This window comes from Sorangium sp. So ce176 (genome assembly GCF_051519835.1).
GTDB lineage: Bacteria > Myxococcota_A > Polyangia > Polyangiales > Polyangiaceae > Sorangium > Sorangium cellulosum_G.
The window spans coordinates 102,719-125,356 of the sequence record NZ_CP150371.1 but is presented as its reverse complement, the minus strand read 5'-3'; the positions used below and the strand labels follow the sequence as shown (position 1 = coordinate 125,356).

Genomic DNA, 22,638 nt, shown 5'->3' with positions numbered 1-22,638 from the left:
CCCCGACAGCCTCGACACGCGACCTCGTGCGCTACGCCCTCCCCCCCTCCCCGAGCCCGGCCGGCGCGCCCCTGCGCCGCGGCCCCGAGCAGCGCCCCCGCCCCGCGCCCGCGCGGAGGTGCCCGTGAGCGCCGGCGCGGCCCGGGGGCGCGGCGCGCGGGAGCTCGCGGACGAGCCCGCCCGCCGCCGCATCCGCGAGGACCTCCGGACGACGCTCGTCGTCGAGGCCGCCGCGGGCACCGGCAAGACGACAGCGCTCGTGTCGCGGATCGTCGCCGTGCTGCGGAGGGCGCCCGAGGAGGGCGGCGGCACGCTCGACCGCATCGTCGCTGTCACCTTCACGGAGAAGGCGGCGGGCGAGATGAAGCTGCGCCTCCGCGCCGAGATCGAGCGGGCGCGCGGCGACGCGCGGTCCGGGCCGGCGGAGCGCGCGCGGCTCGACGCGGCGCTCGCGCACCTGGAGGCGGCCCGCATCGGGACGATCCACTCGTTCTGCGCCGACCTGCTGCGCGAGTGGCCGGTCGAGGCGCGCGTCGACCCGCTGTTCCAGGTCGCGGCCGCGGACCAGGCCGAGGGGCTCTTCGATCAGGCGTTCGACGCCTGGTTCCAGCGCACCCTGAACGACCCGCCCGAGGGCGTGCGCCGCACCCTGCGCCGTCGCCCGCGCGACGGCGGGCAGGGCCCGCGCGATCTGCTCCGGGGCGCGGCGTGGAAGCTCGCCGAGCACCGCGACTTCACGCGCCCCTGGCGCCGCGATCCGTTCGACCGCGAGCGCGCCGTCGACGAGCTGATCGACCGCCTCGCGGCGCTCGCCGATCTCGGCGCCGAGGCCGACAGGGAGGGCGACTACCTCGCGCAGAGCCTCAGGAACCTCGACCGGTACCTCGCGGAGCTCCGCCGCCGCGAGGAGGTGACCGGCGGGCGCGATCACGACGGGCTGGAGGCCGAGCTCGGCGAGCTCGCGCGCTGGAAGGAATGGCGCTGGAGGGGCTCGGGCAAGGCGTTCGGCGCGGATCTCTCGCGCGCCGAGGTGCTCGCGCAGCGCGACCGGGTGAAGGCCGAGCTCGACGCCGTGCTCACGGCCGCGAACGCCGACCTCGCGGCGTGCCTCTCGCGCGAGCTCCGGCCGCCCATCGAGGCGTACGACGCGCTCAAGGCGCGCGCCGGCAAGCTCGACTTCCTCGACCTGCTCCTCTGCGCCAGGAACCTCCTGCGCTCGAGCCGCGCCGTCCGCGAGGAGCTGAACCTCCGCTTCTCGCACCTCTTCGTCGACGAGTTCCAGGACACCGACCCGCTGCAGGCGGAGATCCTGCTCCTGCTCGCGGCCGACGACCCGGCCGAGACCGACTGGACGCGGGCGCGCCCGGTGCCCGGGAAGCTCTTCGTCGTCGGCGATCCGAAGCAGTCGATCTACCGCTTCCGCCGCGCCGAGGTCGCGCTCTACGAGGCGACGAAGGCGCGGCTCGTCGCGTGCGGCGCGAGCGTGCTCTACCTGTCGACGAGCTTCCGCAGCGCCCCGTCGATCCAGGCGGCCGTCAACGCGGCGTTCGCGCCGCTCATGCAGGGGGGCGAGGGCGAGGGCGCGGCGAGTCAGGCGCAGTACGTCGCGCTCGAGCGGTTCCGGGACGACCCGGTGGACCAGCCGACGGTGATCGCGCTGCCGGTGCCGCGGCCTTACGGCGACTACGGGAAGATCTCGGATTTCCGGGTGCGGCAATCGATCCCGGACGCGGTGGGGGCGTTCGTCCACCACCTCATCCACGCTGGCCGGGGCTCGGGCTCGGGGGAGCGGCGCTGGACGGTGACCGAGCGCGAGCGCCCGGACCAGCGCGTGCCGCTCGAGGCGCGGCACATCTGCCTTTTGTTCAAGCGTTTCCAGACGTTCGGGGAGGACGCGACGCGCGCGTACGTGCGGGCGCTCGAGGCGCGGCGGATCCCGCACGTGCTCGTGGGCGGGCGGTCGTTCCACGATCGCGAGGAGGTGATGGCGGTGCGGAGCGCGCTGCTCGCGATCGAGTGGCCGGACGACGAGCTCAGCGTGTACGCGACGCTGCGCGGGCCGCTGTTCGCGCTGACGGACGACGTGCTCCTCCTGTACCGCGACCGGCTCCAGCGGCTGCACCCGCTGTTCGAGCCGGACGAGGCGGCGCTGGATCTCGCTGTGGAGGGCGGGGCGCGGCCGCTGCGGGAGGTCGCGGAGGCGCTGGCGGTGCTCGGGCGGCTGCACCGCGAGCGCAACCGCCGGCCGATCGCGGACACGATCGGCGGGCTGCTCGACGAGACGCGCGCGCACGCGGGCATCGCGATCTGGCCGACGGGGGAGCAGGCGCTCGCGAACGTGCTGCGGGTGATGGATCTCGGGCGGCGGTTCGAGGCGGGCGGGGCGACGTCGTTCCGGGCGTTCGTGGAGCGGCTCGAGGCGGACGCCGAGCGGGGCGAGGTGGCGGAGGCGCCTGTCGTCGAGGAGGGGACGGAGGGGGTTCGGATCATGACGGTGCACCGGGCGAAGGGGCTCGAGTTCCCGGTGGTGATCCTGGCGGATCCCGCGTCGCCGGCGGTGCATCAGAACCCGTCGCGGCACGTGGATCCGGCGCTCGGTCTGTGGGCGGAGCCGCTCGCGGGCTGCGTGCCCGCGGAGCTGGTCGAGCGCCGCGACGAGGTGCTGCGCCGCGATCGCGAGGAGGCGGTGCGGCTCGCGTACGTCGCGGCGACGCGGGCGCGCGAGCTGCTCGTGGTGCCCGCGGTGGGCGACGCGCGCCCCGGGGACGGCTCGAGCGACGGCTGGCTCGACGTGCTGCACCCGGTGCTCTACCCGGCGCCGCGCGAGCGGCGGGACGCGCGGCGCTGCGAGGACCTCGGCTGCCCGCCGTTCGGGACCGACACGGTGCTGGAGCGCCCGGCGCGGTGCGAGGCCGACGAGCGGGACGCGGTGGCGCCGGGCGAGCACGCGCCGATGGCGGGGTCGCACCGCGTCGTGTGGTGGGATCCGAGCGCGCTCGACCTGGATCGCGAGCCGGAGGCGGGGCTGCGGCAGCAGCGGATCTTGCAGGCGGACGCGGGCGCCGGGGCCATGGCGGGCGCCGGGGCGGCGGCGGGCGCGGGGGATGTGGCGAGCGCCGGGGCCATGGCGGGCACCGGCGTGGCGGCGGGCGGGCGGGCGCTGGGCGGAGAGCTCGGGCAGCGCGGGCACGAGGTGTGGCAGGAGGCGCGGCAGCGGGCGATCCGGGACGGCTCGGTGGCGGCGGTCCGCGTGAAGACGGCGACGGAGATCAGCCACGAGGCGGCGCTGGCGGCGGCCGAGGAGGCGGCGGCGGGCGCGGGCGCGCGGCAGGCGGGCGGCGGGGCGGCGCGGGGGAAGCGGGCGGACGCGCTGCCGGTGATCTCGTTCGAGCAGACGGCGATCGCGCGCGAGGGCCGGCCGTACGGCAAGCGGTTCGGGACGCTGGTGCACGCGGTGCTGGCGGAGGTCGATCTCCGGGCGGGCGAGGACGAGGTGCGCGTGGTGGCCGCGGCGCAGGCGCGGCTGCTCGGCGCGCCGGCCGAGGAGCTCGACGCGGCGGTCGCGGCCGCGGTCGCGGCGCTCGAGCACCCGCTGCTCCGGCGCGCGGCGGAGAGCGCGGCGCGCGGCGCGTGCGAGCGGGAGACGCCGCTGCTCCTGCGGCTCGAGGACGGCACGATCGCCGAGGGCGTTGTCGACCTCTCGTTCCGCGAGAGCGTGGGCGACGTGGGCGTCTGGACCGTTGTCGATTTCAAGACCGGCTCGGACGCGGGCACCGCGCACGCCGCGCAGGAGGCGCAGGTGCGGCTCTACGTGCAGGCGATCGCGGAGGCGACGGGCGAGAGGGCGAGAGGGGTGGTGCTCCGGGTGTGAGGGGCGCGCGCGCGTCGCCCGGGGCCCCGCGGGTGGCCGAGGTGGCGCCGCTCATGGATGACGAGGAGACGGGCGCCGAGCGCGGCGACGGGTGAACGGGAGCCCGTCAGGCCGGCGCAGGCGCTGCCGCGGGCGCCTCGGCGACGAGCTCGCGGGCGGCCCTGGGCTCGGCGGCGTACGGAAGCGACGTGAGCTGGCTGGGAGAGTGCGTGGAGTAACCGGCGAACGGGTTCTGCCGCTTGCCCAGGCCCGCGCCCGCTGTCTTGTCGGCGAGCGTGCCCACGCTCTCGTCGAACGTATCGTCGGCGGCGCCCACCGCGTCGAGCGCGGCGTCGCGCTTGTCGCGCGCGGCGTCGGCGCGCGCCGCGGCCGCCTCGTACTCGGCGTGCGCCTGCTTGAAGGCGGCGAGGTGCGGCCTGACAGGCGCAGGGACGGTGACGTCGCCGAAACGATCGAGGACGGCGGCGCCGTAGCTGCGGTTCTCTCCGATATTGGTCTTGCCCATGCGAGTGCTCCTTCGCGAGAGGGTGATGGGTTGACGGAGCCTGGAATCGTTGTGACGACGGCGCGCGTCGCAAGCGCCTCAGCAAAGTCCCGACGAGAGGGACCGGATCCTCGGAGACGCGGCGAGGATCGCCGGTGCGCGCTGCCGCGATCACCGCCATGGCTCGCGGCACAGCAGCGACCGGAGCAAAGCCGGTGCCGGGTGACGCCACCCGCGGGCTCGAACGGCGAAACCGCTGCCGGGTGACGCCACCCGCGGGCGCGAACGGCGAAACCGGCGCCGGGTGACGCCACCCGCGGGCGCGAACGGCGAAACCGGCGCCGGGTGGGGGTGGAGAGCGGTCCCGAAGGGCAGAACCGGAGCCGCGTGGCGGCAAGCGCGGCGCAGAGCGCCGCAACCGGGGGTAGTCGGGCTGAGCGGCTGCCCGGGAAGCGATCTCCGACGTGCCAGCCAGAGCAAGCCGTCGATCGCAATTCTAGATCACGGCGCTGACATCCCCGGAACTCAGAGATGGAGCCTCGCCGCCGCGCGCCGCGGCCGCGGGGGTGCCATCCCCATGACGCCGACCCCTCATGACGCCCTGTTCAAGTCCACCTTCAGCCAGCCGGAGCACGCCGCCGCGGCGCTCCGTCAGGTGTTGCCCGCTGCCCTGGCCGCCCGCATCGATTTCGCGTCGCTGGCGCTGCGGTCCGGCAGCTTCGTCGACGAGGAGCTCGCCGCCAGCCAGAGCGACCTGCTCTTCTCCGCGAGGCTCGCGGAAGCGCCGCTGTTCATCTACGTGCTCTTCGAGCACCAGAGCACGACGCACCCGCTCATGGCCTTTCGGCTGCTCGAGTACATGGTCCGCGTCTGGAAGGGCCACCTGGAGCGCCACCCCAGGTCGACGCGCCTTCCGGCGATCTTGCCCGTGGTGCTGCACCACAGCGACACCGGCTGGACCGCGGCGGTCACGTTCCAGGACGTGATCGACATGCCGCCGGCGGTGCTGCGGCTGATGGCCGCCTATGTGCCGCACTTCCGGTTCGTGCTGGACGACATCAGCAAGGAGACGGACGAGGCGCTGCGGGCGCGGGCGATGACGGCGCTGGGGCGGCTGGTGCTCTGGTGCTTCCGGCACGCCCGCCGCCCGGACGAGCTGGTGGCGCGCCTGTCCGGCTGGTACGGACTGGTCCGCGAGGTGCGCGCCGCTCCCGGCGGTGGGGCTGCGCTGTCGCGCGTGTGGCGGTATATCTTGAACATCGCCGACCCGGCCCAGCCAAGGGAGCTGCTGCAGCGGCTGCTCGTGGCGGCGGGGCCGGAGGCCGAGGAGGAGATCGTGACCATCGCAGACTACCTTCGCGAGCAGGGCCGCCTGGCGGGCGAGCGGGACGGCCGCCTGGAAGGCCAGCGAAGCACGCTGCTCAAGCTGCTCCGGCTGCGCTTCGGCGAGCTGCCCGAGCCGGTCGTGGCGCGCGTCCGCGCCGCCGACGCCGCGCAGATCGAAGGGTGGACCGAGCGCGTCCTCACCTCGCCCACGCTCGACGACTGCCTGACCGAGCGTTGACGCAGCCCCTCCGGCTCAGCCCGGCGAGTCGCGATGCTCCCCTGTCAGCTCGTCGTCGTCGCCATGGTCTGGAGGAGCTCACGCCACCAGCCCGTGATTCAGCGCGCTCGCCGTAAGATCCCGTAGGCTCGCGTGTTTCATGCCCATGAACGCGCCCGCCCTGCTCCTCTGCTCTCTGCTGCTCCGCTCGATGGGCTGCGCCGCCAGCGAGCCGGCCCCCGTGGGTCCCCCTGGCCCGGGCGCCGACGATCCCTGCGCGCCGGGTGGAACGCTGCGGCCTCCCCGCCGCGACATCGTGGCCACCACGGTCACTCCGGACGGGCAGGTCGTCGACTGGATCCCGATCACCTCCCAGACGCCCGACGGCAAGATCGCTTCCCCTCCCCCGCCTCCCCCGCCGGCGGCGACCCCGGAGGGCGCCGCACCGGCGCGCTCTCCCACCGAGGCCGGGCTCCAGCTCGGGCCGAGAGGGCCGGCCGGCACGGTGCCGGTGCTCCGCCCTCGGCGACCACAGTGCGATTGCCTTCCCGGCTACGTCCAGCAAGCCGATGGCTCGTGCGCGGAGCTCGCCTCGCGCTGCTCGGGGGAAGGCGCGATGGCGTCCGGCAAATCGTTCACCGTCTGCTGCCCGGGGCTCGCGCCCATTCCCGCGATGGATCGCGCCGATGGCCAGTGCGTGGTCACCGCGCCCGACGCCCACCTCTGCGCGAAGTGCGGCGACGGAACCTGCGGCGCGGGCGAGAACGACTGCAACTGTCCGAGCGACTGCCACGCAACCGGTCCGGGCCCTGGCGGCGGCACCGACTGATCCCCGAGCGCCACGCCGACCCCGACGGACGCTCCACGCCAGGAGCGCTGGTCTCCCTCGACAAGACCGCCGTTCTCCACTACCTGCATCGCGTCGCCCTCGGGTCTCATGGCAGAGACGCACCTCCCCTCCCCCGAGCTCACCGCCCTCCGCGCACTCTCGCCGCGAGGCGCTGCCGCGGAGGCGCGCACCCCGGTGGGCACGACACGGCTCGTCTGCCCATGAGCGCCCTCCTCGCCGCCATCGAGCGGTTCTACGATGCCGTCCCTCGACAGCATGCGGACGCCGAGGACCACGGGCCGCTGACCCTCTTCGCCCGCCGCGGCGACGGCTGGCCCTACTATGCCCGCCCCACCCTGGGCCATCCCGGCCCCGTCTCGGCCGGCGACGTGGCCGCGGTGCGCGCGCGCCAGCGGGAGCTCTCGGTCCCGGAGGCGTTCGAGTGGGTGCTGGAGACAACCCCGGGGCTCGACGCCGCGGCCGAGGCCACCGGCCTGTACGTCCGTCGCTGCCCGCTGCTCGTGCTCTCCGGCGAGCCCGTCCAGGTGCCTTTGCCGGCCGACATCTCGCTGTCGATCGTCACCGCCGAGGATCCGGATCTCGCCGCCATTCAGGCCGTGGCGCTCGTCGCTTTCGGCGCGCTCAGCACCGCGACGGGCCCTGCGGGACCGGCGGAGCGGGACGCCACCGCGGCCGCGCTCCCGGCCGGACACGCGGCCTCGTGGCACGCGTCGCTTGTCGAGCGGACGCTGGTGCACGCCGCCGCCCGCGGGCGCCACGGCGCCCTCGCCGGTCCGCTCTGCGCGGGCAGCTACCAGCACGCGGAGGGCGTTGCCGAGATCGTCGGCGTGGGCACGCTGCCGGCGGCCCGCCGGCAAGGGCTCGCCGCCGCTGTCACCGCGATCCTGGCCCGCCACGCCCTCGACGCCGGCCATCGCACTGTGTTCCTGTCCGCCCAGAACGACGATGTCGCCCGCGTCTACGAGCGCGTCGGGTTCGAGCGCGTGGCCACCGCGTGCATCGCCGAGCCGCCGGAGCCGCCGTAGCGCGGCGCTCCGCCGCGACCTCCGTCAGCCGGGGGCAGCGTGGTAGTCCGGCCCCTCTTCCCCGCGCAGGATCTCGGTCTCGACGACCGACGCGTCCCGTAGGTGCGCCACCGCCCCGAGCTCGCCGTCTCGACGGTACGCCGAGAACGCCTCTTCGTCCGGGAAGGTCACGACGTGAACCTCCTTCAAGCGGAGCCCAGCGCTGTCGGGCCCGGTCACCACGGTCCGCTCGATCGCGCCTCCATACCGGGTCATCACGGCCGCGGCCTTCCTCTCGTAAGCGCGGAACGCATCGAGCGCCTCGCACCGCACCGTGAGGATCACGACCAGCGTCATCGGAACACCCATGCTCGCGCGACGCCGCCGCACGGGCACAAAAAAAAGAGCGCCCATTCGACGGAGGGGGGGGAAACCGTCACGGGCGCTCTGCCCTGCGTGATTAGCAGGATGCGGGCCAGGGGATCACACATGGTTTTCCGCGCATTTTCTCCAGGAGCTCGTCGCCCCCCTTTCGTTCCTGAAATCGAGGCGTGCAACCCTGAGTTCTCCCAGGAGAGCCGGTATCCAGAGCACCTGTCGTTCCCCGCCCTTCACGCACCGTGGAGGACACGCCTCGAGAGCGGCCGGCTCCGGACCGCCGGCCCCGCGCCTGCCGGACAGCGCGGCCGCCGCGCGGACCGGTCGCTCGACTCGGCGCGACAGCGGCGCGCGCGCCCGCGTGCGTCGTTGACATCGCCGCCAGGATTGCTCCAATGCGTGCGCCCGCTCCACGCGTGTCCGGACGAGGAGGCAGCCCATGCGGCACTTTCTGACCACGATCGACTATACCCGCGCCGAGATCGAGGGCCTCCTCGAGCGCGCGCAGCGCTTCAAGCGGCGGCCGATCGAGCCGCGCCTCCAGGATCGCACCATCGCGCTCGTCTTCTTCAACCCGTCGCTGCGCACGCGCACCTCCTTCGATGTCGGCATCCGGCAGCTCGGCGGCCACGCCGTCGTGCTGGAGCCCGGCCGGGGCGCGTGGCCCATCGAGTTCGAGGACGGCGCCGTGATGGACGGCGAGCCCGAGGAGCACGTGGCCGAGGTCGCCCGCGTGCTCTCGCGCTATGCCGACCTCATCGGCGTGCGCGCGTTCCCCAGGTTCCAGCGCTGGGAAGAGGATCGCCAGGACAAGGTGCTCCAGAGCTTCGCCCGCCACGCGACAGTGCCCGTCATCAACCTGGAGACCATCACCCACCCCTGCCAGGAGCTCGCGCTCGCGCTCACCATGAAGGAGCGCCTCGGCCGCCTCGACGGCAAGAAGTTCGTCCTCACCTGGACGTACCACCCGCGCCCGCTCAACACCGCAGTCGCCAACTCCGCCGTCCTCATCGCCTCCAAGCTCGGCATGGACGTCACCCTTCTCTGCCCCGGCGAGGAGTACCACCTCGACGACCGCTACATCGACGCCGCCAGGAAGAGCGCGGCGGACAACGGGCGGAAGCTCACCATCACCTACGACATCGAGTCCGCCTACAGCGGCGCCCACGTCGTGTACGCGAAGAGCTGGGGCGCGATTCCGTACTTCGGGCGCTGGGAGCAGGAGAAGCCCATCCGCGACAAGCACAAGCACTTCATCGTCGACGAGCAGAAGATGGCGCTCACCGCCGGGGGGCTCTTCTCCCATTGCCTCCCGGCCCGGCGCAACGTCAAGGTAACGGACGCCGTGATCGACTCTCCCGCGTCCATGGTCATCGATGAAGCCGAGAACCGGCTGCACGTCCAGAAGGCCGTGATGGACATGCTGGCGAACGGGTGGTGACCACGATGGGCTCGACGCAAGACGTCATCGTTCGCCTGCTCAGGAACCTCGGCAGCCGCAAGGAGGTCGAGCAGTACCTGAAGCAGTACGCGGCTGTCGATCAGCAGAAGTTCGCCGTCATCAAGGTGGGCGGCGCCATCCTCGATGAGGACCTCGAGGCGCTCGCGACCTCGCTCGTGTTCCTGAACCAGGTCGGCCTGTACCCGATCGTCATCCACGGCGCCGGGCCGCAGCTCGACCGGGCGCTCGCGGAGGCGGGCATCCCGACCGAGCGCGTCAACGGGCTGCGCGTCACGACGCCGCGCATCCTGGAGGTCGCCCGCCGCGTCTTCCTCCGCGAGAACCTGCGGCTCGTCGAGGCGCTCGAGGAGATGGGCACGCGCACACGGCCGATCACGGCGGGCGTCTTCGAGGCCTCGCTGCTGGACGAGGGGCGCCTCGGGCTGGTCGGCAGGGTCGAGCGCGTCCATGTCGACGCGGTGAGGTCCAGCCTCCGCGCGGGGCACCTGCCGATCCTCGCCTGCCTCGGCGAGACGCCGGGCGGGCAGATCGTCAACATCAACGCGGACGTGGCCGCGCGCGAGCTCGCGCTCGCGACGCAGCCGTTCAAGATGATCTTCCTCACGAGCGCGGGCGGCCTCCTCGACGAGCACGGGCGCATCATCTCGGCCATCAACCTCCAGGAGGACTACGCGGGCCTCATCGCCCAGCCCTGGCTGACCGACGGCGTGCGGCTCAAGCTGCAGGAGATCAAGCTCCTGCTCGACGGGCTGCCGGCGACCTCGTCGGTGTCGATCACCGCGCCCGATCACCTGGCGAAGGAGCTCTTCACGCACACGGGCTCTGGCACGCTCGTCCGCCGCGGCGAGCGCATCCTGCGGCACGACACGCTGGACGGCATCGACCGCTGCCGGCTGCGCGATCTGCTCGAGGCGTGCTTCGAGCGGAAGCTCGACGAGCACTACTTCGACAAGAAGCCGTTCTACCGCATCTACCTGTCCGACTCGTACCGGGCGACGGCGATCCTCACGCTCGACGCGAAGGGCAAGGCGCCGTCGACCCCGTACCTCGACAAGTTCGCTGTGACGACGGAGGCGCAGGGCGTGGGGATCGGCGGCTCGCTCTGGACGCGGATGAAGAGCGAGAACCCGCGGCTGTTCTGGCGCGCGCGGAACGGCAACGAGATCAACCCCTGGTATTTCCAGCAGGCCGAGGGCAGCTACCGCAACGAGAGCTGGACGGTGTTCTGGTACGGGCTATCGAGCTTCGACGACATCCGCGCCTGCATCGATCACGCGCTGTCGTTGCCCGCGACCCTGCGCCAGCACGGCACGGTCGAGCTCTGAGCGCGCGCCCCGGTCGCCCGGCGCGGCGCGGTCGTCGCGCCGCGCCAGGGCTCAGGACGACGCGCCGCGATCGCGCTCCGGCCCGGGGCGGCTCGGCCTCGTCGCCGTCGGGCCCGCCTTGGCGGGGGGCTCGCACGTCCCGCCGGCCGGCGCGTCCGGCCGGGAGGACTCCGGCGGCTGCGACGGCGGGGCGCCCGATCTCTTGTCGGCGCCGCGCCCCTTCGTGGCCCGCCTGGACGAGCGCTTCGGCTTCGCGGGCGCGCCGAGCTCCTCCGGGGGGCGCGGCTTCTTGAGCGCGCGCGGCGGCAGGAGCTCGGAGTCGACGGCGACCTTCTTCGCCATGAAGATCGCGGCGTCGAGCCGGGAGAAGCTGCGCTTTCGATAGAACTTCAGCGCGCCGATGTTGTTCTCGGCCACCTCGAGCACGAGGTGGGTGCACCCGTGGATGCGCGCGAGGTGCTCGAGCTGCTCGAGCATGAAGGCGCCGACGCCGCGGCCCTGGTAGTCGGGGTGGACCGCGAGCTCCTCGACGAAGAGCGGCCGCATGTCGTGCTTCGTGAAGTACCGCTCGTTCATCCAGTTGTCGGTCCCGGTGATCTCGAACGCGCACTCGGCGTAGCCGACGATCTCCTGGACTTCCCCCTGACGGACCTCGAAGAGGAGCTGCTCGACGCCCTCTTCCTCGTAGACCTCGAGGAACCGCTTCTTCGAGCGCGGCCGCTGGTACTCGACCGTCTCCCGGTTCACGTCGCGGAACACCTTCTTGAGAAACTCCCAAACGCGGTTCAGGTCGCGTCGGTGGATCCGGCGGACGTAGATGAGGCTCTCCTCCCCGGTGCCGGGGGAGCTCGACGGGGCCTTGCGCATTGTCGCGTGCAGTCTACAGGAGGCAGGCGGCGAGGGCACATCGCGACGAGCGCCACGCTTCCGGGGGAGCCGCGGAGAGGTCTTGCCGAGCTGCCCGGCCCGGTGGGGCGGCGGGGGCGCGTGCCCCCGCCGTGCGACTGCGGCGCGTGCCCGCGCGGTGTAGCTGGGCCTACTGGCCGCCGACCTGCTGGAGGCGCGCGTTGATGACGTCCCAGTCCAGGCCGGAGAGCACGTTGGCCACGTAGTCCGCCTTCTTGGTCTGGTAGTCCGCGAAGTAAGCGTGCTCCCAGGCGTCGATGGCGACCATGATATGCGTGTTGGCAAACAGACCCACGTCGTGCTCGGTCCGGATGAGGTTATTCAGGAGCTTCTTCTCCTGATAGTCGTACACGAGCACCGTCCAGCCGTGGGCGCTCATGAGCGACGCCTTCGCGTCGGCCAGCCAGCTATCGAAGCTGCCGAACGACGCCTCGATGAGCTGCTTCGCCTGGGCGCTCGGCTGCGTCGAGCCGTTGCCGATGTTCTCGAAGTAGAGCTCGTGCAGCACCGTGCCGTTGAAGGCGACAGGCTCGCGACGCTTGAGCTCGCTGTACGCGTTGTACGAGTAGTTCGGCGCGCTGCGGTCCGCCTTGCCGAGCTGCTCCCAGATCTCGTTGAGCTTCTTCACGTAGCCCTGGTACAGGGTGAAATGCGCCTTGAGCTGCAAGTCACTCAAGCCCTTGGCGTTGCCGCCGAGGAGGTGGTCGAAGTTCTTCGGTTCGCGAGCCATCGGTGCCTCCTGACGAGTGCCGCGGGCAACGCGTGCCGCGGATCAGGCGGCCGCTCTACCGCTGCCGCTGTCCGGTAGCAACCCTGCCGTGCGCGGTGACACACGACCGTCTCGCGGCGCCGGTCCGCCCGAGATCCATGCGGGAAATCCGTACGCCGGCGCGCGGCGCCGCCAGCGGTGGAGGCGCCGATCCGACCGCCCACACGCGCCGCGCGCCTGCGCCAGAAATGCGCCGCGCGCCCGCGTCAGCGCGCCTGCGCCAGCAGGTGCGCTGAGCCCCTCCCCCGTGCCGGCCCCATCGCCCGGCGGGCACCCGAAAGCCTCGCGAAACGTTGAACGCCGCGACCGTTTCGGTCGATACTCACGGGACTTGCTGTTCCTTCACGCAAGGAGGCGACCTCGTCCCATGCCGGCTCGTACACAGGGAACCCATCCGACGGCCGCGCTCGCAGCGGCGCTGTGCCTGCTCGGCGCAGCGGCGCGCGCAGAAGCGCAGGAACCCGCGAGACCTGAAGGGTTCGCGCTCGACAGGTTCCAGCCCGCGCCCGCCGGCGACAGGATGTTCGGAGTCCCATCCGCCTACACAGCAGGGGACACCTCACCCCACATCATGATCCTCGGCGATTATGCCCAGGATCCGCTGGTGTTGCGGAGAGAGTCGGGAGACGAGGAGTTCGACGCCGGCAAGGTCGTCGGCAGCCAGCTCCTGCTCCACCTGAACGCCTCGCTCTCCCTCTGGAAGCACCTCACCGTGAACGTCGATCTGCCGCTCGCGCTCCAGTCCGGCGACGGCGGGGCCGCCTCGGGGGCCGTGCTCCCGCAGCCGTCCAGCAGCGCGCTCGGTGACCTCCGGCTCGGCGCGCGCGCGACGCTCTACGGCGGCTACTTCGATCCGTTCCAGATCGCGATCGCCGGCAACGTGTGGCTGCCGACCGGCAGCCCCGAGGCGTACTCCGGCGACGGCAGCGTGCGCGGCGGGCCCCAGCTCATCCTCGGCGGCCACCTCGATCGCGCGGTGTGGTCGCTCGCCGCGGGGCCGGAGTTCCGGTCCACCCGGCAGTTCGCCAACGTCGAGCAGGGGATGATGGTGCACTGGGGCGCCGGCGTCGGGCTGCTGCTCGACGACGAGCGGCGCCTGCAGATCGGGCCGGAGATCACCGGCTCGGTCACCGTCTCCGACGTCCAGCAGCGCACCACCAACCTCGAGGCCCTGCTCGGCGGGCGCTACCGCTTCGCCGACGACTTCGAGGCCGGGCTCGGCGTGGGCCCCGGCCTCACCGCGGGCGTCGGCACGCCGTCGTTCCGCGCGGCGGCCCTCATCGCCTACTCGCCCGAGGTGAAGCCGCCCGTGAAGGACCGCGACGGCGACGGCATCCCCGACGCGGACGACGCCTGCCCGGACGTCGCCGGCGTCGGCAGCGCGGATCGCGCGAAGCACGGCTGTCCGCCGCCGAAGGACGCGGACAACGACGGCATCCTCGACGCTGTCGACGCCTGCCCCGCGGTGGCCGGCGTCGCCTCGCCGGACCCGAAGAAGAACGGCTGCCCGCCGCCCGGGGATCGCGACAAGGACGGCGTCCTCGACGACGTCGACGCGTGCCCGGATCAGGCCGGCCCCGCGAGCGACGACCCGAAGGCGAACGGCTGCCCGCCGCCGCCCGATCGCGACAGCGACACGATCCCCGATCCCTCGGACGCGTGCCCGGAGATCCCCGGCGTCGCCACGACCGATCCGGCCACGAACGGCTGCCCGGGCGACACCGACGGCGACGGCATCCGCGACGACAAGGACGCCTGCCCGAACGAGAAGGGCAAGGCCGACGAGGACCCGAAGCAGAACGGGTGCCCTGTCGCGGTCCGCGTGACCGAGACCGAGATCGTCATCCTCCAGCAGGTGCAGTTCGACACCGGCAAGGCGACCATCCGGCCGGTGAGCAACGAGCTGCTCGACGAGGTCGCCGGCGTGCTCAAGGACCACCCCGAGATCCTCAAGATCGAGGTCCAGGGCCACACCGACGACCGCGGCACGCGCCAGTTCAACACGAAGCTGAGCCAGGCCCGCGCCGAGTCGGTGCTGCGGGCGCTCGTCGAGCGCGGCATCGCGGCCGAGCGCCTGCAGGCGAAGGGGTACGGGCCTGACGTCCCGATCGCGGAGAACAAGACCGAGGCGGGGCGCCAGAAGAACCGGCGCGTCCAGTTCAACATCATCGATAAGGCAAAGAAGCAGCAATAGGGCTGGAGGCTTCGATGGCAAAGCGATTGGCATACACGGGGCTCACCGGCGCCGCGCTGCTCGGGGCGCTCTCGGGGACCGCGAGCGCGGAACCGTTCAACCGGGTCCAGGTGGCGCAGCGGGGCGACTTCGTCCTCATCGGCAACACGCTCGCGCACGAGTGCGCCCAGGGCACGCCGGCGCCGATCGTGGGCACGGTCGGGGCGTGCGGCACGAGCAACACGCTCAGCGACTCGGCGCCCGACATCTACTGGCGGTCCGACAGCCCGCTCGCCGGGCAGGCCGAGGCGAGCAACACGATAACTGCCTCGCAGGCCCGCAGCACCGCGGTGCTCAGCCTCCCGACGGGCGCGCGGGTGACGCACGCCTACCTCTACTGGGCGGTGAGCCGCTCCTCGGGCACGGCCGATCTCTCCGTGACCCTGGATCGGCCCGGCACCTTCGCCTCCGACGTGACCGGCACCCTCTCGGGCGAGGCGCTCACCGGCCTCACGCACGCGCAGGTGGTCGCCGACGTCACCTCGATCGTGCAGGCGCGCGGCGCGGGGGCCTATCGCCTGAGCGGCATCTCGAACGCGTTCCTCCTCAACGGCGCGAACCAGGCGTTCGCGTTCGCCGGCTGGTGGATGGTCGTGCTCTACGAGCAGACGAGCGCGCCCGCGCGGAACCTCGCCATCTTCGACGGGCTGGATGCGGTGATCGACGGCGCGACAGTGGGCTGGACGATCTCGGGGTTCGTCGTGCCCTCGGGCGCGGGCCCGGCGAAGCTCGGCGTCATCGGCTACGACGGCGACAGCTCGACCGGCGACGCGCTCGAGTGGAACGGGACGGCGCTGTTCGACGCGCAGAACCCGGCGAGCAATTTCTTCAACAGCTCCCGCTCCTTCCTCGGCGCGCCGGCGTCCACGGCGGGCGACCTGCCGCGGCTCACCGGCGGGCCGCAGAGCATGAGCGGCATCGACATCGACGTCGTCCAGGTCCCGCCCGATCTGCTCAGGGCCGGCGACACGACGGCGCAGATCGGCGCGGTCGTCTCGGGCGCCGACAGCTACCTGCTCGGCGGCATCGTCACGTCGGTGCCGACGCTCCTGCCGGATCTCTCCACCTCGAGCAAGTCGGTCCTGGACCTCGACGGCGGCGGCGTCTCGCCCGGCGACACCCTCGAGTACACGATCATCGTCGCGAACACCGGGGACGACGAGGCCGCGGAGGTCGAGCTGAACGACCCGCTGCCCCCCGGGGTCACGTACGTGGCGGGCTCGCTCGAGATCGCCACGGGCCCGAACGCGGGCGGCGTGACCGACGCGGCCGGCGACGACGAGGGCGAGTACATCGCCGGCTCCCGGAGGATCCGCGTCCGGCTCGGGAGCGGCGCCAGCGCGGCCAGCGGCGGGTCGCTCGGCGTCGGCGAGACAACGACGGTGCGGTTCCGCGTCACCATCGACGAGGGCACGGACGGCGAGATCGTGAACCAGGCCTCCGTCTCCGGGCAGAGCCCGGAGGGCGGGGCCGCCCAGGAGTACCCGACCGACGGCAACGGCGCCGCGCCGGGCGCGCAGCCCACGGCGATCCTCGTCGACAGCGACAGCGACGGCCTCAGCGACGGCGACGAGATCGACGCCGGCACTGATCCGAACGACGCCGACTCCGACGACGACGGCATCGCCGACGGCGACGAGGAGCTCTGGGACCGCGACACCGACGGCGACGGCCTCGTGAACGCGCTCGACGTCGACAGCGACAACGACGGCCTGTTCGACGCGACGGAGATCGGCCTGACGGACTGCAACGGGCCGGGGACGAACACGCGGGCGGGGCACTGCGTGCCCGACGGCGACGGCGGGGCGACGACGACCGATCCGCTGGACGCGGACACGGACAACGGCGGCATGCCCGACGGCTCGGAGGATGCGAACCTGAACGGCGTGCTCGACCCCGGCGAGACGGATCCGACGACCGGGCACGGCGCCGACGACAACCAGAACGCCGACTCGGACGGCGACGGGCTCAGCGACGCCCTCGAGGAGTACCTCGGCACGACGCCGACCGACGCCGACTCGGACGACGACGGCGTACAGGACGGGCGTGAGCCGAACCCGACGGACGACAACGACGGCGACGGGCTGATCAACGCGCTCGACATCGACAGCGACGACGACGGCCTCTTCGACGGCACCGAGCTCGGCCTCGGCTGCAGCGGTCCGGGCACCGACGCGGCGGCGGGCCACTGCAGGCCGGACGGCGACGCCGGCGCGAGCAAGACGTCGCCGCTCCAGGCCGACACCGACCGCGGCGGCGTGACCGACGGCTCGGAGGACACGGATCTCGACGGCATGGTCGACGCGGGCGAGACCGACCCTCGCGCCGGCCAGCACGCAGACGACCCGCTGAACACGGACAGCGACGGCGACGGGCTGAGCGACGGCCTCGAGGCAGCGCTCGGCACGGACCCGAACGACGCCGACACGGACGACGACGGCGTGAGCGACGGGCGCGAGCCGAACCCGGCGGACGACACGGACGGCGACGGGCTCATCAACCCGCTCGACGTCGACAGCGACGACGACGGCCTCTTCGACGGCACCGAGCTCGGCCTGAGCTGCGACGGCCCCGGCACCGCGCCGTCGAGGCGCTGCGTCGCCGACGCGGACGCGGGCGCCACGAGGACGTCGCCGCTCGACGCGGACTCGGACAACGGCGGCGCGACCGACGGCTCGGAGGACGCCAACCTGAACGGCGTCGCGGACAACGGCGAGACCAACCCGACCCGCGGCCACGGCGACGACGACGGCGGCAACGACGACCGGGACGAGGACGGGCTGAGCGACGATCTCGAGAAGACGCTGGGCACCGATCCGGACGACGCCGACACCGACGACGACGGCGTGCAGGACGGGCAGGAGCCGAACCCCAGCGACGACACGGACGGCGACGGCCTCGTCAACGCGCGCGACGTGGACAGCGACGACGACGGCCTCTTCGACGGCACGGAGCTCGGCCTCGGCTGCGACGGCCCGGGCACCGACGCGGCGGCCGGCCACTGCACGGCGGACGCCGACAGCACGGTCACGACGTCGGCGGTGAACCGCGACAGCGACAGGGGCGGCGCGACCGACGGCTCCGAGGACGCCAACCTGAACGGCGCGATCGAGGCGGGCGAGACCGATCCGAGCGCGGGGCACGGCGACGACGACGCGCAGAACGTCGACAGCGACGGCGACGGCCTGGGCGACGACCTCGAGGTGTTCCTCGGATCGGATCCGGCGGATCGCGACACCGACAACGACGGCCTGCTCGACGGCGACGAGCCGAACCCGAGCGACGACGGCGACGGCGACGGTCTCGTGGACGTCCTCGACGCGGACAGCGACGGCGACGGGCTCTTCGACGGCACCGAGGCGGGGAAGGACTGCGCCGACCCGGACACCGACGCCGAGGCGGCGAGCTGCACGCCGGACGCGGACGGCGGGCTCTCGACCACGAGCGCCGTGGATCCCGACACCGATCGCGGCGGCGTCGTCGACGGCGAGGAGGACCTGAACCACAACGGCACCGTCGACGAGGGCAGCGCCGAGACCGATCCGAACAACGCCGGCGACGATCGCGGCGATCGCGACGGCGACGGGCTCTCGAACAGCGAGGAGACGGAGCTCGGCACCGATCCGGACGACGCCGACACCGACGACGACGGGGTGATCGACGGCGAGGAGATCGATCCTGGCGCCGACACGGACGAGGACGGGAAGATCAACGCGCGCGATCCCGACAGCGACGGCGACGGGCTCTTCGACGGGACCGAGATGGGCAAGGACTGCTCGCACGAGGACACCGACGCCGCCGCGGAGACCTGCGTGCCCGACGGCGACGGCGGGGACACAACGACCGATCCGACGGTGGCCGACACGGACGGCGGCGGGGTGATCGACGGCGAGGAGGACGCGGACCACGACGGCGTTGTCGACGCGGGCGAGCGGGATCCGAACGACCCGTCGGACGACGTGCCGCCGGTGTGCGAGGAGGACAGCGATTGCGGCGCCGGGATGGTGTGCGACGCGGCGACGAAGGAGTGCGTCGCGGGTTGCCGCGCTCCGGACGGGTCGATCGGCCCGTGCCCCACGGCGCCGCCCGGCGAAGGCGTCGTGGTGCAAGGCGGCGGCTGCGCCTGCACGGTCGGCGCGGACGACGACGATGGCGGCCGGTCGGCGCCGTGGGCCCTGCTGGCGATCGGCGCCTGCGCGGCCGCGCTGCACCGGCGCCGCCGGAGCTGAGCGCGCCGCCTCGACGGCGCCCCCGACGCGGAGCCGGCGGGGGCGCCGGTGTTGTAAGTCAGCGGGATAACTGAATTATTCGAGGACCTGGCCCATCAGGGCGAGCCCATCCGAGGTTGCGCCTGCCATCGACCCACGTTGCGCCCGGCGCTCGCTGCCCTGGCCGACGGGCGCGGCCCCCACGAACCTTCGGGCCCGATGCGCCGCGGGTTGCCATCCGCCGTCCGTGGCCTAACGATGATTTTTCACGGGAGAATGCATCTTGCTCCGACCTTCTGATTCCGTCGTTCGCGCCATCACGATCGATGGCGCCTTTCGCGTCATCACCGCGCTGACAACCGAGACGGTGCGCGGGGCCATCGCCGTGCAGTCGGCCTCCGGCGCGACAGCGCAGCGGCTCGGAGAGCTGATCACCGGCGCCATCCTCGTGCGCGAGGCGATGGCGCCGAAGTTGCGGGTGCAGGCGATCATCAAGGGCGCGTCCGGCAACGGGACCCTCGTGGCCGACTCGCACCCCGACGGCACGAGCCGCGGCCTCGTCAACCTGGGCAAGGGCGCCGCCGACGGGAGCACCGTGGAGGTCGGCGGAGGGTCGCTGCTGCAGGTCATGCGCACGCTGCCGAGCGGCATGCTCCACCAGGGGGTCGTCGAGGTCCCGGCGGCGGGCGGCATCTCCGGCGGCCTCATGGCGTACATGCAGGAGTCCGAGCAGGTCGTCTCGATGATCGCCGTGGCGACGCTCCTCGGCGAGGACGGCGTCGGCGCCTCCGGCGGGTACCTCGTGCAGCTCCTCCCCGAGGTCGAGCGCGGCCCGCTCATGGTCATGACCGAGCGGCTGAAGGACTTCGAGCGCCTCGACGACGTGCTCGCGCGCGAGGGCGTGTCGGCGGACGTGCTGCTGGAGGAGCTGCTCCACGGCATGCCGTTCTCGCGGCTCGACGACTCGCCGCTCAGCTTCAGCTGTCGCTGCAGCGACCTCCGGGTCATGACCACGCTGGCGAGCCTGCCGAGGAGCGACATCGAGGAGATGGTCGAGGACGGCAAGATCCTCGACATCCGCTGCGACTACTGCGGCAAGGACTACCAGGTCTCGCCGTCGCAGCTCCGCTCGCTGCTGACGACGAGCTGACCGCCGAGCGGTCAGCGCCCCGCGCCGGCGCGGCGCTCGTCACGCCGGCTGGCGGGGCGAGAGGCCGCGCGTCACGAACGCGACGACCCGCTCCACCTCGACCTCGTCGTCCCACGCCGCGTCGGGGGCGACGAAGACGCGGTGGAGGATGTACCCGGCGAACGTCGAGACGACGCACCGGAGGACGAGGGGCGGCGGCCAGTCGACGATCTGCCCCTCGCGCTGGAAGCGCTCGATCACGGCGAGCCCCTTCGCGAGGAACGGCGCGTACACCCGGCTCATGACGCCGCCCCGCAGCTCCGCGTCGAACGGCAGCTCCTGGGCGAGGATGCGCACGAGCTGCGGGTGCGCGCGCACGAAGGCGATGCGCTCGGCGAGGAGCGCCCGCAGGAACGCCTCGAAGCTCGGGTACGTCGCGTCGAAGAGCGGGTCCATGGACCGCGCCATCGCGGGCCCCACGAGCTGCTCGATGGCGGGGCCGAGCACGCCGAGCAGGAGATCCCTCTTGCTGGGGAAGTACTTGAAGATCGTCGCCTCCGCGACGCCCGCACGCCGCGCGATGTCCCTGGTGGCGGTCCCGTGGAAGCCCTGCTCGGCGAAGGCGGTCACCGCGGCCTCGACGATCTTCTTCTGGGCCTCGGTCAATGTCTCGCTCGCGCGCGCGCGTCGGCTCATCGGCGTCCTCTCTGCTCAGCGCTGGGCGGCGTCGGCCCTGCGGGTGAAGATCCGGTCGAGCGCCCGCCCGAGCTCGCGCTCGTCGAGCGGATCGCTGCGCACGCCGATGTAGCCGTCAGGCCGGACGAGCACGGCGGCCGCCGCGTCGACGCCGTACGCCGCGTGGGCGTGCCCGCCGGGGTCTGCGTACCCTCCGCCGTCCTCGCGCGCGCCGATGACCAGGACCTTCACGTCCGGCCCGCTGCGCTGCGCCGCGAGCTGCCGCGCGCGCTCGCGCGCCGCGCCGTCCGCCTGCTGCCGGCCGGCGAAGAGCAGCAGCGTCGATCCGACGCCGCGCATCAGGTCGAACAGGTGGACCTCCTCGCCTGCCTCGTTGCGCAGCACGGCGTCCGGCGCGCGGTCGCCGGCGCGCGGGCCGCGCTTCGGCGGGGTCCCGATCTGCACCGACAGGGGGCTCTTCCGGTAACGGATCCTGAGCTGGGAGACGAACCCCAGGATCCGGCGCTGCACGGCGGCGACGCCGAAGGCGCGGGACACGAGGCGCGGCGCGACGGCGCGCAGCGTCCGGCCCACCGGGCCGTGGCCGGCCAGGGCCCCGAACAGGCGGTCGGTGAAGGCGACCAGGCGACGGGCCACGGGCAGCCGCTCCGCCTCGTAGGTGTCGAGCACCCACGCGGGCATGCGGCCCTGCTCGACGGCCGCGAGCTTCCACGCGAGGTTGTAGGCGTCCTGGATTCCGGTGTTCATCCCCTGCCCGCCGGCCGGGCTGTGGATGTGCGCCGCGTCTCCGGCGAGGAACACGCGCCCGTTGCGCAGGCGCGTGGCCACGCGGTGGTGCAGGCGGTAGCGCGAGAGGACGATCGCCTTCTGCACCTGGAAGGGCACCGGGATCATCTCGCGCATCAGGCCCTCGAACTCCTCGAGCGAGGGCGGGGCGCCGTGCGCCGGCGACGCTTCCGGCCGGATGAGGACGATCCGGAACCGATGGCTGCCGGGCACAGGGAAGGCTGCTGCGACGCCCCGGCGCGAGGGGCTGATGTAGATCTCGCCCTCCGGCAGCGGCCAGTCGACGACGAGGTCGCCGAGCATGCAGTCGTCGTCGTAGGTGTCGCCATCGAAGGCGATGTCCGCGCCCTTGCGGACGGCGCTGCGCGCGCCGTCGCAGCCGAGGAGCCACTTCGCGCGCACGTCCTCGGCGCTCCCGTCGGCCCGGTGGAGCGTGCAGGTGACGCCGTCGCTGTCCTGCGCGTAGGAGGCGAGCGCGACGCCGCGCTCGAGCTTCACGCCGAGCCCGGGGAGCCGCGATTCCAGGACGTTCTCGGTGTCGAACTGCTGGATGACGAAGATCCCTGGAACGGGCGTGGCCAGCTCCGGAAAGTTGAAGATGGGCAGCCGGGCGCGCCGTCCGCTCGCGAGCAGCACGTTGAGCCCCTCGACGCGCCGGGCGCGCGCCAGGGCTGCGTCGGCGAGGCCCATGGCGCCGAGGAGCTCGATCGTCCGCGTCTGCACGACGAGCGCCCGCGAGTGATCCGGCGGCGGCGCCGTTGCCTTGTCGATGATCCGCACGGTGAGCCCCCGCCTGGCGAGCTCCCCGGCCATCGTGAGCCCCGTCGGCCCTCCGCCGACAACGAGCGCGTCCAACGTTACGGTCATGGTGTACCTCCCCTAAAGTGAGTGAGTGCTCACTCACTTTAGGAACGCGCAGTGTTGCTGGCAAGGCCGCCGGCAACCGCAACGTGGTTCGGGCTCGAGGCGAGGCACGCCGACCCGGGTTGAGGCA

The 22,638-nt window shown here is 72.9% G+C and carries 15 protein-coding genes; 9 read left to right on the top strand and 6 right to left on the bottom strand.

The window, feature by feature from the left end:
* Window positions 1-124: 124 nt before the first annotated feature.
* Entirely contained in the window at window positions 125-3,871 is a 3,747-nt protein-coding gene (locus WMF42_RS00455; RefSeq protein WP_437689703.1) for a UvrD-helicase domain-containing protein, read from the top strand.
* Between the two features lie 106 nt (window positions 3,872-3,977).
* On the opposite strand, the gene WMF42_RS00450 is transcribed toward WMF42_RS00455, so the two are convergent.
* Entirely contained in the window at window positions 3,978-4,376 is a 399-nt protein-coding gene (locus WMF42_RS00450) for a hypothetical protein (RefSeq protein WP_061609849.1), read from the bottom strand.
* A gap of 556 nt (window positions 4,377-4,932) precedes the next feature.
* On the opposite strand from WMF42_RS00450, the gene WMF42_RS00445 reads away from it, so the two are divergent.
* The 3 genes from WMF42_RS00445 to WMF42_RS00435 all read left to right on the top strand — a co-directional run bounded on the left by WMF42_RS00445 (window position 4,933) and on the right by WMF42_RS00435 (window position 7,773).
* On the top strand, window positions 4,933-5,919 hold the full coding sequence (locus WMF42_RS00445) for an Rpn family recombination-promoting nuclease/putative transposase (protein ID WP_437689700.1): 987 nt from the start codon (window positions 4,933-4,935) through the stop codon (window positions 5,917-5,919).
* Between the two features lie 139 nt (window positions 5,920-6,058).
* Window positions 6,059-6,727, top strand: coding sequence for a hypothetical protein (locus tag WMF42_RS00440; protein ID WP_437689698.1), 669 nt, complete (start codon window positions 6,059-6,061; stop codon window positions 6,725-6,727).
* Between the two features lie 221 nt (window positions 6,728-6,948).
* Window positions 6,949-7,773: a GNAT family N-acetyltransferase gene (locus tag WMF42_RS00435; RefSeq protein WP_437689696.1), complete on the top strand. Its 825-nt coding sequence runs from the start codon at window positions 6,949-6,951 to the stop codon at window positions 7,771-7,773.
* Between the two features lie 24 nt (window positions 7,774-7,797).
* Here WMF42_RS00435 and WMF42_RS00430 read toward each other — a convergent pair whose 3' ends face one another.
* Entirely contained in the window at window positions 7,798-8,109 is a 312-nt protein-coding gene (locus WMF42_RS00430) for a DUF1330 domain-containing protein (protein WP_061609066.1), read from the bottom strand.
* Window positions 8,110-8,569: 460 nt separating this feature from the next.
* On the opposite strand from WMF42_RS00430, the gene WMF42_RS00425 reads away from it, so the two are divergent.
* Window positions 8,570-9,571 (top strand): N-acetylornithine carbamoyltransferase, encoded by a 1,002-nt coding sequence (locus tag WMF42_RS00425; RefSeq protein ID WP_061609067.1) that lies wholly within the window; start codon window positions 8,570-8,572, stop codon window positions 9,569-9,571.
* 5 nt (window positions 9,572-9,576) lie between these two features.
* Window positions 9,577-10,917, top strand: a complete 1,341-nt coding sequence (locus WMF42_RS00420; protein ID WP_061609080.1) for an acetylglutamate kinase — start codon at window positions 9,577-9,579, stop codon at window positions 10,915-10,917.
* Window positions 10,918-10,968: 51 nt separating this feature from the next.
* Here the strand turns inward: WMF42_RS00420 and WMF42_RS00415 are convergent, their stop codons facing one another.
* Window positions 10,969-11,784 carry a GNAT family N-acetyltransferase gene (locus WMF42_RS00415; RefSeq protein WP_081426587.1) on the bottom strand — a complete coding sequence of 272 codons (816 nt, stop codon included), beginning with the start codon at window positions 11,782-11,784 and terminating at the stop codon, window positions 10,969-10,971.
* Between the two features lie 169 nt (window positions 11,785-11,953).
* Window positions 11,954-12,553, bottom strand: a complete 600-nt coding sequence (locus tag WMF42_RS00410) for a superoxide dismutase (protein WP_061609068.1) — start codon at window positions 12,551-12,553, stop codon at window positions 11,954-11,956.
* A gap of 610 nt (window positions 12,554-13,163) precedes the next feature.
* On the opposite strand from WMF42_RS00410, the gene WMF42_RS00405 reads away from it, so the two are divergent.
* The 3 genes from WMF42_RS00405 to WMF42_RS00395 all read left to right on the top strand — a co-directional run bounded on the left by WMF42_RS00405 (window position 13,164) and on the right by WMF42_RS00395 (window position 20,183).
* Window positions 13,164-14,786 (top strand): OmpA family protein, encoded by a 1,623-nt coding sequence (locus WMF42_RS00405; protein ID WP_233561671.1) that lies wholly within the window; start codon window positions 13,164-13,166, stop codon window positions 14,784-14,786.
* A 329-nt stretch (window positions 14,787-15,115) separates the two neighbouring features.
* Window positions 15,116-19,054, top strand: a complete 3,939-nt coding sequence (locus WMF42_RS00400; protein ID WP_437689692.1) for a hypothetical protein — start codon at window positions 15,116-15,118, stop codon at window positions 19,052-19,054.
* Window positions 19,055-19,316: 262 nt separating this feature from the next.
* Entirely contained in the window at window positions 19,317-20,183 is an 867-nt protein-coding gene (locus WMF42_RS00395) for an Hsp33 family molecular chaperone HslO (RefSeq protein ID WP_437689690.1), read from the top strand.
* 39 nt (window positions 20,184-20,222) lie between these two features.
* Here the strand turns inward: WMF42_RS00395 and WMF42_RS00390 are convergent, their stop codons facing one another.
* Both WMF42_RS00390 and WMF42_RS00385 read right to left on the bottom strand, forming a co-directional pair.
* A complete protein-coding gene (locus WMF42_RS00390; RefSeq protein ID WP_061609072.1) occupies window positions 20,223-20,858 on the bottom strand; it encodes a TetR/AcrR family transcriptional regulator in 636 nt (211 codons plus the stop codon).
* 15 nt (window positions 20,859-20,873) lie between these two features.
* Window positions 20,874-22,511: an FAD-dependent monooxygenase gene (locus WMF42_RS00385; protein WP_437689688.1), complete on the bottom strand. Its 1,638-nt coding sequence runs from the start codon at window positions 22,509-22,511 to the stop codon at window positions 20,874-20,876.
* Window positions 22,512-22,638 lie beyond the last annotated feature (127 nt).